The sequence below is a fragment of the Vescimonas coprocola genome (genome assembly GCF_018408575.1).
Taxonomy (GTDB): domain Bacteria; phylum Bacillota; class Clostridia; order Oscillospirales; family Oscillospiraceae; genus Vescimonas; species Vescimonas coprocola.
In genome coordinates this window covers 712,220-725,827 of sequence record NZ_AP023418.1, presented here as the reverse complement: position 1 = coordinate 725,827, position 13,608 = coordinate 712,220, and the positions used below count along the sequence as shown (strand labels likewise).

Below are 13,608 nucleotides of genomic sequence, written 5' to 3'. Positions count from 1 at the left end.
GGAACGCTATTCCATTATCTGTTGTACTTTTTCTTCCTGCTGACAACCGTTGTGCCAATGGCTGCACCGCCGCTGACGAACAACAGGGCGATCCACAAAGCAAGGTTGCTTGTATCGCCGGTCTGGGGACTCTTATCGGATGTTCCCGGCTTGGTGCTGGCAGGTTTTTTCTCAAGAGCAGCAATGGCATCTTCGATAGCCTTTGCCATCTTGTCTACTTCAGATTGCTCCGTAATATTTTTACCACGGACAACAGCTTTGACAGCGGTTTCCACACCAGAGAAATCCTTGTAGTCATCCTTCTTCAAAGCATTTGCCTTGGCAATGGCTGCATCAACCTTTGTGTAATCTGCATCCTTGTATTGCAGGGCAGCAATGGCATCCTCGATAGCTTTTGCCATTGCATCTACCTCAGATTGTTCCGCTTTGCTTTTATTCCGATCCACAGCCTCAATTGCAGCCGTTACATCCGAATAATTCGAATACAGATCCGCATTCAAGGCTTCTGCCTTTTTGATTGCTTCGTCAACTGTCGAATAGTCAGCGGAAACATTTCTGTCATCCCATCCAAATGTCGGATGTCCAATCCCGGATACCCACTCTACATCGCTTCCTGCATTTGCCTGAAGTCCTAGGAGAACATCGTCAGAGTTAAAGTCGTTGGTAGCGGTTCCTGCTGAGTTGCCGCTTTCTTCATTAGAAACATTTGAACCATATCTGTCATCAGCAGGCCAGAAACAATTTTCTGCTGATACATCTACGACATAACCAAGCCAGTAAGTATTTTCCCAGCCATCGTTGCCGATTTCTTTTGTAGCGACAAGGCAGTTGACCATGCTTACACCTTTGCCATATCCGATAATACCGCCAACGGGAGCCTGAATGGAGTTTACAACGATTTCTCCGCCAAACCAACAGTCGCTTATTGTCACCTGACCAGTATATGAGGCTCCAACAATGCCACCCAGCGAATCCCAACAATCCATCGGCTCTAACCCGCCTTCTTGTTCTGCATAGTACTCGCCGTCATAGTTACCCGTAATTGCAGCGGTAGAATAACACTGGCTGATACTGTTGTTCCCATTTAAAAATCCTGCAATACCACCTATGTATTTTTCTACATAAGAGCCTCCAGTAATAGAACCAGTAGTATAACAATTATTTATAGTGGAATGGGTCATCCAGTCCACCAAAATACCTTTTCCGTAAGTGGATCCATCTTTCATTGGTATCACGATATCCGCATTTTCAATGCCGAGATTTTTTACAGTCGCATTATATATACTTCCGAACAAACCATTTCTATACAAGTTATTGTTATTGTCTTTGTTTTCAGATTTTAGGCCCTCATGAGAATACAGGTTATAAACTACATGGCTTTGTCCGTCAAAAACCCCCTGAAATGATCCCACATCCGTATTTGCTCCGTCACCGATAGAGATCCATTCATGCCCGCCTAAATCCAAGTCATTATCAAGATAAACAGTTTTGTCCTTAAAATATGCTGTATCATCATTGATAAGCTTTGCCATGCCTGCCAACTGCTCGGCTGTTTGCAGATGAAATTCCGTTTCATTCTCATCATACCAGCTTGTATCGGCTGTCCCATCCCAAGAGTCTGTGGTGCCTGCCGCAAACGCTGTCATCGGGACAAGCGCCATCACAAGACACAACGCAAGCAGAAGGCTTAGAAGTTTCTTCTTCATTTTCATTCCTCCCAAATAATTCTATCCGCTATTTTTACTTTCTCCGACAGCGGACACGCCGGAGAAGACAGAAGGTTTAACCGGAAAAGATAGATTTGCCGGTCGTGGTTAGAACTTCAATATCAAACCACCACCCTTCCGGCAAACGCAAAAGCCGAAGCCAAGGCACAATGCGCCCTGTCTCCGGCAACTGGTTCGTTATAAATTGTATGAAATAAGACTTGACACGCTGAAAAAACGGCGCTATGCTCCTGCCGAGCCGAGCCGATAATAATCGGCGCATTTCCATTTGCCATAGTCAAGTCCTCCTTCCATAATTTCTAAGACAAAAGGATATGACTTCCCCTACCCCATAGATATACAAAGGTATTTTAGCAGATTTTCCCCAAAATCTCAAGTAGTTTTTAGAATATTACTCTCTTTTTTCTCAAAGTATTGCCTTCTTCCATTACTCACGGAACTTTATGACTTCTTGAATACTTCCCGAAAAAGAAAAGCCGCCGTCGCTTGACAGCGACTTTTCTCTTTAGCGGGTAAACCGTATCAGCAGTTCATTTATAGCATCCACTGCGCCGTGTCTTTTCGCCTGTATCTCTCGATTTCTGCTTGCAGCTCCTTTCGCATTTCCTGCAAAGCTCGTTATATTTCTTCCTGCCACGCTCATCAAGAAAGAACGCCCATTCTTTCTTGAGGTATTTCGGCATACGGGGCATAGGGGCCACCTCCTTTTCACTGTCGAATTGCCGATTTGCTCCCGAAACGCAGAAACGCCCAAAACCTGACCCCGCTGTATGGTTTCGGGGCGATTCTGGGCGTTTTCTTTCGATATGAGCGGCTTTGTTTTGACGGCGGTATCCTTATCGTCCGTCATTCAAAAGCCGCTGTTTGTCGCTTCCGGGTAACAAAAAAGCGCCGTATTACTACGACGCTTTTGTCTTGCTCGGAAAAGAATATTATGTTGCGTTCAAAAATTATATTTTATCTTTCCACCACGGGAAATTGCCTCCACCAATTCCCCAAAAATATGTTTTTAAGGCATCCATTGATACTCCATAATCAATAGTAGATTTTCTTGAAACCAAATCCGCCCATATCATTAGACGGCGATTTAGCGCCTCGATATCAAGCGTTTTGCTTCCTGACAATTCCATTGGGTCATTTTGAGCCATTCTTCCAAAAAGAGTTCTGGACTATTTTTTATTCTACGATAGGCCCCTGGAAATTTCACTTTTTTACCATTGGACAATAGCATTTCCTCTTGTCCACCTGCTGAAAATTGATCTCGTATGTGGGGGTCAACAATTCCTTGTGAAGTTAACCACAACGCATATCTATCATAATTACCGCCAAATACTTCTGGATAATTCACGCAACCAAAGATAGTGTATTTTCGCTTATCTTCTGGCGATACATTTTTCCATAGTCTTATCGTTGCAGATACCGTTTCATCAGAGGAGTCTCCTGTCCACCATAGGCTTTCTCCCTCTTTTAGTTGACTGCGATAATATTTCGCAACTGGAGCAATCGGATTATCCATTTTTCTTAGGTCATCATAAGGAACGCCCATTTTATCAAAAATGGTTTCACCTTGGTTTAACCTCATATCAATAAGATAGCGTGGCATATGAGTTACAGCAATACCATATAAGCACTGTTCATAAGGTTTTGATAAAAACTCTATTGGATTTCCGCCAAGTTTGCCGAAAGTCATATATATTCGTTCAATGCCATTCACTCTTGTCGTTTCAAGTATACTGCTTCCCGTTGATGTCCAGTGATTTTCTTTGGTACTTTTCACCTCTACGCCGTAATATTTTGCAGCAATAATATCGGGAAATCTTTGACCAGAAATTTTTTCAATTGTGTTCTCGAATGCAGTACCTTTTGCCGATTCAACAAGAGCTTCTTTCACATCATCCTCAAGCGGATTACCGCCTCTTGTAGCATAGTATTTAGGTCGTTTTAATGCGTCGGCATTCAAAAGCCGGTCAGTTTGAAACATCAGCTTCTGAAATTCGCTTAATGGCGGATGAGGATTAACTGATACGATCATTTCATTTCCTCCTCAAAATAAACACTCCACTTTTCTGATATATGTTTTGCAATATTGTATGCAAGGACACAGGGCACGGCATTACCGATAATTTTATATGCATCACTGGAGGATACTCCGCAAACATCTCCTCTTTTGGGAATGATAAATTGATAATCATCAGGAAAAGTCTGAATGCGCGCACATTCTCTCACAGTTAGCCTGCGCTCTTGTAATCCAGCCATCAGCTCTTCTGTATGGCTTCCTCCGTGTTCTGCAGCAAGGCGGCGATATTCAATATTGCCGTGATGTTCGGATCGGATTGTCGGTCCGATGGAGTCCAGCCTTATTTCTATTTGTCCCTGACAATGTTTTCCCATATACTTTGCTTTAGAATACTTCTTCTGGGATGGATCATTAGTTTCATTGGGTTCTAACAGGCCATTAAATGCCTCACAACAAGTTACAGGAGGATATAAAGAAGCATCATCAGTTGTAAACGAATGAGTTCTTGGAGGATATGGGTCATAAGTAACAGGAATATCCTTCTTCCTCAGTGCCGTCAATGCGTTTTTTTTGAGAGCCGACTTCTTAAACCCAAAAAAAATCACACGCTCTCGTGATTGTGGCACACCATAATCTGCTGCGTGAAGTACCCTTGCCGGAACAACAAGGTATCCGCCATTTGCAGCATTTGAAAAGTCTTTTTCGATGACCTCTTTAACATCATCTAAGTTTGTAAGCCCTTTTACATTTTCGGCAATAAACAAAGCTGGTTCTGTTAGCGTTACAACATCTCGCATCCACATATACAGTTGTCCACGACTTTCCACAGAAGGTTCTCCAACTTCTAATTTTCCTCCATTATGGCTCTTTTCAGAATTAAAGCCCTTTCTTTTGCCTGATATTGAAAAATCTTGACAAGGAAATCCACCAGTAACAACATCAATATTGTCCGGGAAAACCTTTTCGCCATCTTTTGCACGCTTCACAAGATCAACAATACTATCAATATGATATATTTCTTTGGCATTCTTCATTCTATTGGAAAAATAAGAAACCCAAGCCGTCTTTGCATCTGGACGAATATCATTAGCAAAAACAGTATGAAATCCTGTCTCTGCCACTCTTACGGTATTGCCGCTTTCTTCTGTAATCCAATCTGGGTGAACCTTAATGTTAATTGAACGCTTGAGGCAGGTAAAGCCGCCTTCAAATCCAATATCCATACCGCCACACCCAGAAAATAAAGACAACACATTCACAACATAGTCCTCACATTTCATTTTGAGCGTTGAGCCACTCAATTTCTATCGATTCGTATTGGAGTTTATGTTTTTCACAGAACTGTTTCAGATTTTTCATTGCAGTTAAATTAGGCTTTGCTTTTCCGTGTTCCCATCTATTTATGGTTGAAGCGGTTACTCCCAACTCTTTTGCAAAAGCTTCTTGTGTCATAAAAGCTTTTTGTCGAGTTGTTTTCAAAACCAAGGAAAGTTGCATCATTCTTACGCCCTCCTAACACGATATTGGAATTATTATAGTATTAACCACGCGTTTAATCAAGCGGTGCTTAAAAAATTTTCGGTTTCTTCCATTACTCACGGAACTTTATGACTTCTTGAATACTTCCCGAAAAAGAAAAGCCGCCGTCGCTTGACAGCAGCCTTTCCGATAGCTTGTTATGCGTAAATCAAATCGTTTGAAACAACCTCCATAGCGGCGCTGCGGATGCTGTTCATTTTCTGCACCCACAGCATTTGGTTTTCCGCTTTGATCGCTTCCGTTACGCCCTCCTTTTCGGCAAGTTGTTTTACCAGCCGAGAGAACATTTCCTCTGCTTGCTCGTTTATGTCGGCAAGGTAATCGTTCAGTTTGCCGCTTATCAGCAGTTCGGAATAGAGTCCCTTGCGGTGCTGTTTCAGATACCGCAAATGCCGCTGTCCCCATACGCCGATATGCCTTGATTCTTCTTTAGGCAGTTTCAGGCAGGGAAGATAGTAATCGCCCTGCACTTCATACCAAAGTCCGTTTTTCTCGTCATAAATGTACTTATCCATTTTGTAATCCTCCAATTATGATTGATTTTGCCTACAATCCAATCATTCCGGCCGATTACAAAAGCCAAAGGGAGAGGACTTCCTTACGAAGCCTCTCCCTTGGGACAGTCCTTGTTTTTTATGTAAACTCTCGCTTACTTGTTGCTCAGATACTCGTCGATGGACTTGGCGCCCAGCTTACCGGCACCCATAGCCAGAATGACGGTGGCAGCACCGGTAACGGCATCGCCGCCGGCATACACGCCCTGACGGGAGGTCAGGCCATCCTCGTTGACGATAATACCGCCCTTCTTGTTGACCTCCAGGCCCTTGGTGGTGGACTTGATCAGGGGGTTGGGGGTGGTACCCAGAGACATGATGACAGCGTCCACATCCAGCTCGAACTCGCTGCCCTTCTTCTCCACGGGACGACGGCGGCCGGAGGCATCGGGCTCACCCAGCTCCATCTCCACGCAGGTCATGGACTTGACGCAGTCCTGCTCGTCGCCGTTGATCTGAACGGGGTTATTGAGAGTCTTGAAGATCACGCCCTCCTCGATGGCGTGCTCCACCTCCTCGTGACGGGCGGGCAGCTCCTCCATACCACGGCGGTACACCACGTACACATCAGCACCCAGACGCTTGGAGCAGCGGGCGGCGTCCATAGCCACGTTGCCGCCGCCTACCACGGCCACCTTCTTGCCCTTCAGATCCATGATGGGGGTATCGGAATCCTCACGATAGGCCTTCATCAGGTTGATACGGGTCAGGAATTCGTTTGCGGAATACACACCCTTCAGGTTCTCACCGGGAATGTGCATGAACATGGGCAGACCGGCGCCGGAGCCAACGAACACGGCCTCGAAGCCGTTCTCCTCCATCAGCTCATCGATGGTGATGGTGCGGCCTACCACGATGTTGGTCTCCACCTTCACGCCCATAGCCTTCAGGCCGTCCACTTCCTTCTGCACGATGCTCTTGGGCAGACGGAACTCGGGGATGCCGTACACCAGCACGCCGCCGGCCAGATGCAGAGCCTCATACACGGTGACCTCATAGCCTTTCTTGGCCAGATCGCCGGCGCAGGTCAGGCCCGCAGGGCCGGAGCCAACCACGGCCACCTTGTGACCGTTGGACTGGGGCTTTTCAGGAGCCTCGGTGCTGTGGGCGTTGTGCCAGTCGGCCACAAAGCGCTCCAGACGGCCGATGCCCACGGGATCGCCCTTTTTGCCACGGACGCAGTGCATCTCGCACTGGCTCTCCTGCGGACAGACACGGCCGCAGACGGCGGGAAGGGAACTGGTCTGATGGATCACCTGATAGGCGCCCTCATAGTCCCGCTCCACGATCTTGGCGATGAACTCCGGGATGCGGACGTTGACGGGGCAGCCGTTGACGCAGGGATGGTTCTTGCAGTTCAGGCAGCGGGCCGCCTCGTCCAGAGCCTGCTCCTCGGTGTAGCCCAGAGCCACCTCGAGGAAATTCTTATTCCGGACATTGGGGTCCTGAGAGGGCATTTCGTTCTTATCCAAACGCATATTGATCTTTGCAGCCATCTTACTTTACCTCCTGCTTGAACAGATTGCAGACTTCCTCGTGCTTATGCACCTCGAAATCATGATACATCTGGTTGCGCTTGACAGCCAGATCCCAGTCCACCAGCTGACCGTCGAAGTCGGGGCCATCCACGCAGGCGAACTTGGTCTCGCCGCCCACGGTCAGACGGCAGCCGCCGCACATACCGGTACCGTCGATCATGATGGGGCTCATGGAGACGGTGGTGGGTACGCCGTAGGGGGCCGTGGTCTTGCAGACGAACTTCATCATGACCATGGGGCCGATGGCAAAGATCTCATCATACTGATTGCCGGCGTCCAGCAGCTCCTTCAGTGCCTCGGTCACAAGACCCTTCTGGCCATAGGAGCCGTCGTCGGTGCAGACCTTCATCACGGAGGATACGGCCTTGAACTTATCCTCCAAGATCACCACGTCCTTGCTCTTGAAGCCCACTACCGCGTGGACCTCAGCGCCGCAGTCGTGGAACTTCTTCAGAACGGGGTAGGCAATGGCGCAGCCCACGCCGCCGCCGACGACGCAGACCTTTTTCTTACCCTCGGTCTCGGTGGGCTTGCCCAGAGGACCCACAAAGTCATGCAGATAATCGCCCTGCTGCTTGTGGCTCAGCTTCTCGGTGGTTGCGCCCACGGTCTGCACGATGATGGTGACGGTCCCCTTCTCACGGTCATAGTCGTGGATCGTGATGGGGATACGCTCGCCGTTCTCGTCCACACGCAGAATGATGAACTGACCGGGCTGGGCCTTCTTGGCCACCATGGGTGCCTCGATCTCGTACAGGATCACAGTGGGCTTCAGCGCTTCCTTCGTTACGATACGATACATGGATGTTCCTTCTTTCCTCAAAAGTCATGGCTTGCTACGTTCCATGGGCACACACGGAACTCCTCACCCGTGTGCGCTCGTCTTATCTTATCACATCCGCCCATGGTTCGTCAAATATTTCCTTGCACTTTCCCTTTTTCATGCAAGGGCATGGTGCAGCGTCACCTGTCCCCGGTCGATATCCACCAGATGCTCCTCCTTCATTTTCCGCAGCTCCCGCATCATGGCACTGCGGTCGGCGGAGATATAGTCCGCCAGAGCACTGAGGGTAAAGGGCAGATGAAAGCTGCCGCAGTCGTCGCCGCCGGTCTGAAGGCCGAAGTAGCACAGCAGTTTCTCCCGGATGCTGCGGCGGCTCAGAACCTCCACCCGCTCGGAGAGGGCGGCGGCCTTGCCGGTCATGATATGGAACATATTCTCCACCAGTCGGCTGTGATGGGTGCAGGCCTTTTCGCATCGCCGGGTCAGATGCTCGGCGCTCATGAACCACACCCGGCACGACTCCGCCGCCACCACCGTGATGCTGTCCCCGGCCACATTTTCGAACATCAGCATCTCTCCGAACACGCTGCCTGTGGGCAGATGCTCCAGAATGGTGCGTCCCCCCTGCCGGTCGATGCGCTGGATGACGGCGCTTCCGGCGGTCAGAAGCCCCAGCTCTCCCCGGCCCTCGCTGATGTCATAAATCACAGTGTCGGCCCGGAAGCGCTCCTCCCGGACGCCGAAGCACACCCGCATCTGCTCTACCTCATCGGAGCTGATGCCCTCAAGGATCGGTATGTTCTCCACAGGGGACCTCCTTTCCCGCTGCCGCCATGCGGCGATCCCGCCGCCCGCCGATGATCACATAGATGATGACATAGGCGATGGCGCCCACCACCAGGCCCGCCACCACATCGATGAAGGCGTGCTGCTTGACAAAGAGTGTGGAGCAGATGATGATGACGCCCCATATGTCTGCGAAAGTGCGCCATCCGGTGCGCCGCAGTCCCGGCGTCCGGTGAACGGCATAGAGGGCGTCCAGCACCCCCAGCACATGGACGCTGGGCAGCACATTGGTGTTGGTGTCCAGATTGTAGGTGTTCTGGAGGAGCCACGTGCAGAAGTTGTGGTGCTCCATCACCGCCGGGCGCAGGTCCTGTCCGTTGGGTACCAGCGCACAGAAGATGGTGGCAAACCCGAAGGTCAGCATGATGCTCCACATATACCGCCGGAAGCCCTCGGCATCCTTGACGATCAGGTAAAGGCCCAGCGCCAGCAGAAGAAAGCTCCACGAGTCATAGGGAATGACAAAGTACTCGCAGAAGGGGATGTATTCATCGATGAAGGTCTGGGTGGCCCAATAGTTGTCGGTGATGAAGTGCTCAATAAGGAAAAAGCCCCCCAGATACACCGGCAGATACAAGCCCCACCACATATGGGGGTGGTCCTTGATGAAGGTCTTGATGGTCTGCATGAGAATCCTCCTGATTTCAACAATTTTCCGTGAGGGGCATTATAGCATAGCCCCGCCCAAAAAGGAAGTGCTCCTGTGATATAAGTCACAATTATTTTACAAATCCATTTCCCGGTTGCGGCGGCGGCAGATTTCGAGTATAATAGATCTGTTATAAATGAAAAGATATGGAGGAATCCCCATGATCCTGCAAAAGAAAGAGGAGCTGGCCAACCGCCAGCTGCGCCTGACCATCACCGTGGAGCGTGATGCGTGGGAGAAGGCCCTGAACGACGCCTATCAGGAGGTCAAGGCCCTGTACCCGGTGGAGGGCTACGCCGTGGGCAAGGCTCCCCGTGAGGCGCTGGAAAAGGCATACAGCCACGATCTGTTCTATCAGGAGGCGGTGAACGAGACCTTCCCCGCCGCACTGGTGGAGGCCATCGCCTCCGAGGACATCCAGATCGCCGCCCCTCCCGCCCTGAACGTGGAGACCATTGGCCCCGACGGCTACACCTTCACCGCCCTCATCGACCTGTACCCGGAGGTGAAGCTGGGTCAGTACAAGGGCCTGTCCGCCCCGTGGGAGAATGTCGAGCTCTCCGACGATGACACCAACGAGGCCGTCCAGCGTTTCCTGACGGAGCATCTGGTGGAGCAGGAGCAGAACCGGGCCGCCATGGGCGACGAAGTCACGCTGGACTTCGAGGGCTTCGTGGACGGCGTACCCTTCGAAGGCGGCAAGGGCGAAGGCTATCCCCTGCTGCTGGGCAGCGGGATGTTTATCCCCGGCTTCGAGGAGCAGGTAGCGGGCATCCGCCCGGAGGAGGAGCGGGATGTCCACGTCACCTTCCCCACCCAGTATGTGCCGGAGCTGGCGGGCAAGGATGCCACCTTCCACGTCAAGGCCCACCGCATCGTCCGGCGGAGCCTGCCCCAGCTGACGGATGCCTTTGCACAGGAGCAGGGCTTCGAGGACGTGTCCCATCTGCGCCGCAGCATCATGGAGCAGGCCATCCTGCAAAAGCAGCAGGCTGCCTCCAACGCCTTTGCCGAGGCCCTGATGCAGCAGGTGGTGGCGGGCATGGAGGTGCAGCTGCCCGACTCCATGGTGGAGAGTCAGCTCACCGGCATCCTTCAGGAGCTTCAGCAGCATCTGGAGAGTCAGGGCGCCTCTCTGTCTGACTACCTGCAAGCAGCGCAGCTGACCATGGACGACCTGCGGGACCACGCCCGTGAAAATGCCATTGCCGCCGCCCGCTACGAGCTGGCCATGACGGAGATCGCCCGTCAGGAGGGCATCACTATCACCGAGGAGGAGCTGGAGGAGAAGTATCAGGAGATGGCCGCCCTCTACGGCATGACCGTTCCCCAGCTGCGGGAGCAGGTGCCTCCCGCCCGGCTCCAGCACGATCTGAAGCTGGCCAAGGCCCGTGCCGTTGTTGTGGACTCCGCCCTGCGGAAGTAACTCCCCTGCAAAGCCTTCTCCCGCAGAAGCCCTCATAGAGTAAAAAAGCACTCCCGGAGGATGCAAATGCGTCCTCCGGGAGTGCTTTTTTCAGTTCCGGTGCTTACTTCTTATACGGTACGTGCCAGATGGTATCGGCATAGTCCGCCACCGACCGATCGGCGGAGAAGATTCCGCTGCGGGCGATGTTGTGCAGACTCATGCGGTTCCATTTCTCCCGATCCCGGTAGGTGTCCGTCACCCGCTGGGATGCGGCGCAGTAGGAGGCAAAGTCCGCCAGCAGCAGATACTGATCCGCCGGGCAGTCCACACCGAACAGCAGCCTCTGGTACAGATCCTCGTAGCTGACGCCATCCCGGAACCCGGCCTTCAGCTGATCCAGCGCCCGGCGCAGCACTGGGTCACGGGTGTACAGCAGATATGGGTCATAGCCCCGGCTCATGTGGGAGGCCTCCTCCGCCGTCAGGCCAAAGAGGAACATATTCTCGTCCCCCAGCACCTCGTGCATCTCCACGTTGGCACCGTCCAGCGTGCCGATGGTCAGTGCGCCGTTCATCATGAACTTCATGTTGCCGGTGCCGCTGGCCTCCTTGCCGGCGGTGGAGATCTGCTGACTCACCTCGCTGGCAGGCATCAGCATCTCCGCCATGGAGACCCGGTAATTCTCCAGAAATACCACCTGCAGCTTCCCCTTGCAGATGGGGTCGTTGTTCACCTGATCCGCCAGAGAGTTGATGAGACGGATGATGCGCTTGGCTACGGCATAGCCGGGAGCGGCCTTGGCGCCAAAGAGGAAGGTCTGAGGCGGGAAGTCCATGTCCGGGTCGTCCTGCAGCTGCTGGTACAGGGCGATGATGTGCAGTACGTTCAGCAGCTGCCGTTTATACTCGTGGAGCCGCTTCACCTGCACGTTGAAGATAGCGTCCGTGTTCAGCTGCACTCCTTGCTGCCGGTACGCCCACCGGGCAAAGGTCTCCTTGTTGCAGCGCTTGATCTCCTCCAGCCGGGCCAGCACCGCCCCATCCTCAGCATAGGGGTCCAGTTCCTGCAAATGGCCCGCATGGGTCAGATAACCGTCCCCGATGAGCTCCCGGATCAACCCGTCCAGACCAGGGTTGATCTGGCTGAGCCAGCGGCGATGATCCACGCCGTTGGTGACGTTCTTGAACTTCTCCGGCTCCATTCGGCAGGCGTCCCGGAACACATCGTGGCGCAGGATATCCGAGTGCAGAGCGGACACGCCGTTGATGGCCATACCGCCGGCGATGCAGAGGTTGGCCATCCGCACCACGCCGTCCCAGATGACCGCCATCTTGGCGGTCTTTTCGGGGTCGTGATAGAAGTTCTCCACCTTCTCCTGCCAGCGGCGGGCGATCTCCTGCAAAATCTGCCAGACACGGGGCAGCAGCGTCTCGAACAACTGCTGGGGCCAGCACTCCAGCGCCTCCGCCAGCACCGTGTGGTTGGTGTAGGCCACGGAGCAGGTGGTAATGTGCCACGCCTCGTCCCAGGAAAGGCCCGCATCGTCCACCAGAATACGCATCAGCTCCGGGATCACCAGCGCCGGATGGGTGTCGTTGATCTGGATGATGTTCTTCTCGTGGAAGTTTTTCAGGGTGCCGTAGGTCTGGATGTGCTGCCGTGTGATGGACTGCATGGTGGCCGAAACGAAGAAATACTGCTGCTTCAGCCGCAGGGACTTGCCCTCATAGTGGTTGTCCTCCGGATACAGCACTTTGGAGATGACGTCCGCCATGGCCCGCTCCTCCCCGGCCCGCAGGTACTGCCCCTCGCTGAACAGCTTCATGTCGATGGGCTTGGGACTCTTGGCGTCCCACAGCCGCAGGGTGTTCACCTGCTGGGTATCGTACCCGGCGATCTCCATGTCGCACGGCACCGCCAGCACACGGGTATAGTCCTCATGCACCACCATCAGGTGGCCGTTGTCCCACCGGGTGCGGACCTTGCCGCCAAAGTGGACCTCCTCCGTCTCCTGCGGCTTGGGCATGAGCCATGCATCGCCCAGATTCTTCCAGTCGTCGGGCAGCTCCACCTGCTGGCCGTCCACGATCTTTTGCTTGAAGATACCCAGCTCGTAGCAGATGGAGTAGCCTGTGGCGGGGATCTCCAACGTGGTCATGCTGCCCAGATAGCAAGCCGCCAGACGGCCCAGACCGCCGTTGCCGAGACCGGCATCCGGCTCCATGTCGAAGATGTCCGCCGCCTTGAAGCCCAGCGCCTCCACGGCCCCTGTCAGCGGCTCCAGCAGCTCCAGATTGTAGGCGTTCTTCATCAGGCTGCGTCCCATGAGAAACTCCATGGACATATAGTGGACCTTCCGCTTCTCCTGACTGTCCACCTCCTCACGGGTACGCACCCCCCGCTCGGCCATGATATCCCGCAGCACCAGAGCGCAGGCCTTCATGATCTCTCCGTCGGTGGCCTGCTTCTCCGTGCAGCCGTAGTTCAGCCGCAGCTTCTGCACGATGGCCTCCTGCAATGTTTCCTTCGTATAAGTCATAAATATC

The 13,608-nt window shown here is 52.8% G+C and carries 12 protein-coding genes; 1 reads left to right on the top strand and 11 read right to left on the bottom strand.

All coding sequences use genetic code 11. The features are described 5' to 3' along the window. Nucleotides 1–14: 14 nt before the first annotated feature. From KJS28_RS12430 to KJS28_RS03530, 10 genes are all read right to left on the bottom strand, one after another. Nucleotides 15–1,706 (bottom strand): hypothetical protein, encoded by a 1,692-nt coding sequence (locus KJS28_RS12430; protein ID WP_228298434.1) that lies wholly within the window; start codon nucleotides 1,704–1,706, stop codon nucleotides 15–17. Between the two features lie 122 nt (nucleotides 1,707–1,828). Continuing rightward, a complete protein-coding gene (locus KJS28_RS03570; protein WP_213541766.1) occupies nucleotides 1,829–2,002 on the bottom strand; it encodes a BTB/POZ domain-containing protein in 174 nt (57 codons plus the stop codon). Between the two features lie 812 nt (nucleotides 2,003–2,814). Continuing rightward, nucleotides 2,815–3,759 (bottom strand): hypothetical protein, encoded by a 945-nt coding sequence (locus KJS28_RS03565; RefSeq protein WP_213541765.1) that lies wholly within the window; start codon nucleotides 3,757–3,759, stop codon nucleotides 2,815–2,817. Beyond that, a complete protein-coding gene (locus KJS28_RS03560) occupies nucleotides 3,756–5,024 on the bottom strand; it encodes a DNA cytosine methyltransferase (RefSeq protein WP_228298433.1) in 1,269 nt (422 codons plus the stop codon). The genes KJS28_RS03565 and KJS28_RS03560 overlap by 4 nt, the downstream gene beginning before the upstream one ends. Continuing rightward, nucleotides 5,014–5,244 (bottom strand): helix-turn-helix domain-containing protein, encoded by a 231-nt coding sequence (locus KJS28_RS03555; protein ID WP_228298432.1) that lies wholly within the window; start codon nucleotides 5,242–5,244, stop codon nucleotides 5,014–5,016. The genes KJS28_RS03560 and KJS28_RS03555 overlap by 11 nt, the downstream gene beginning before the upstream one ends. A 176-nt stretch (nucleotides 5,245–5,420) precedes the next feature. Continuing rightward, nucleotides 5,421–5,798, bottom strand: coding sequence for a TnpV protein (locus tag KJS28_RS03550; RefSeq protein WP_213541763.1), 378 nt, complete (start codon nucleotides 5,796–5,798; stop codon nucleotides 5,421–5,423). Nucleotides 5,799–5,932: 134 nt separating this feature from the next. Next, nucleotides 5,933–7,333 carry an NADPH-dependent glutamate synthase gene (gene gltA, locus KJS28_RS03545; RefSeq protein WP_021859023.1) on the bottom strand — a complete coding sequence of 467 codons (1,401 nt, stop codon included), beginning with the start codon at nucleotides 7,331–7,333 and terminating at the stop codon, nucleotides 5,933–5,935. 1 nt (nucleotide 7,334) lies between these two features. Next, nucleotides 7,335–8,177, bottom strand: coding sequence for a sulfide/dihydroorotate dehydrogenase-like FAD/NAD-binding protein (locus KJS28_RS03540; RefSeq protein WP_021859022.1), 843 nt, complete (start codon nucleotides 8,175–8,177; stop codon nucleotides 7,335–7,337). Between the two features lie 138 nt (nucleotides 8,178–8,315). Next, a complete protein-coding gene (locus KJS28_RS03535; RefSeq protein WP_213541762.1) occupies nucleotides 8,316–8,966 on the bottom strand; it encodes a Crp/Fnr family transcriptional regulator in 651 nt (216 codons plus the stop codon). After that, a complete protein-coding gene (locus tag KJS28_RS03530) occupies nucleotides 8,944–9,633 on the bottom strand; it encodes a phosphatase PAP2 family protein (protein ID WP_213541761.1) in 690 nt (229 codons plus the stop codon). Before KJS28_RS03530 ends, KJS28_RS03535 begins: the two co-directional genes overlap by 23 nt. A 181-nt stretch (nucleotides 9,634–9,814) precedes the next feature. Here KJS28_RS03530 and tig point away from each other — a divergent pair, with 181 nt between their 5' ends. Beyond that, on the top strand, nucleotides 9,815–11,080 hold the full coding sequence (gene tig, locus KJS28_RS03525; protein ID WP_213541760.1) for a trigger factor: 1,266 nt from the start codon (nucleotides 9,815–9,817) through the stop codon (nucleotides 11,078–11,080). 103 nt (nucleotides 11,081–11,183) lie between these two features. On the opposite strand, the gene KJS28_RS03520 is transcribed toward tig, so the two are convergent. Next, nucleotides 11,184–13,601, bottom strand: a complete 2,418-nt coding sequence (locus KJS28_RS03520) for a glycogen/starch/alpha-glucan phosphorylase (RefSeq protein WP_213541759.1) — start codon at nucleotides 13,599–13,601, stop codon at nucleotides 11,184–11,186. Between the last annotated feature and the right edge of the window lie 7 nt (nucleotides 13,602–13,608).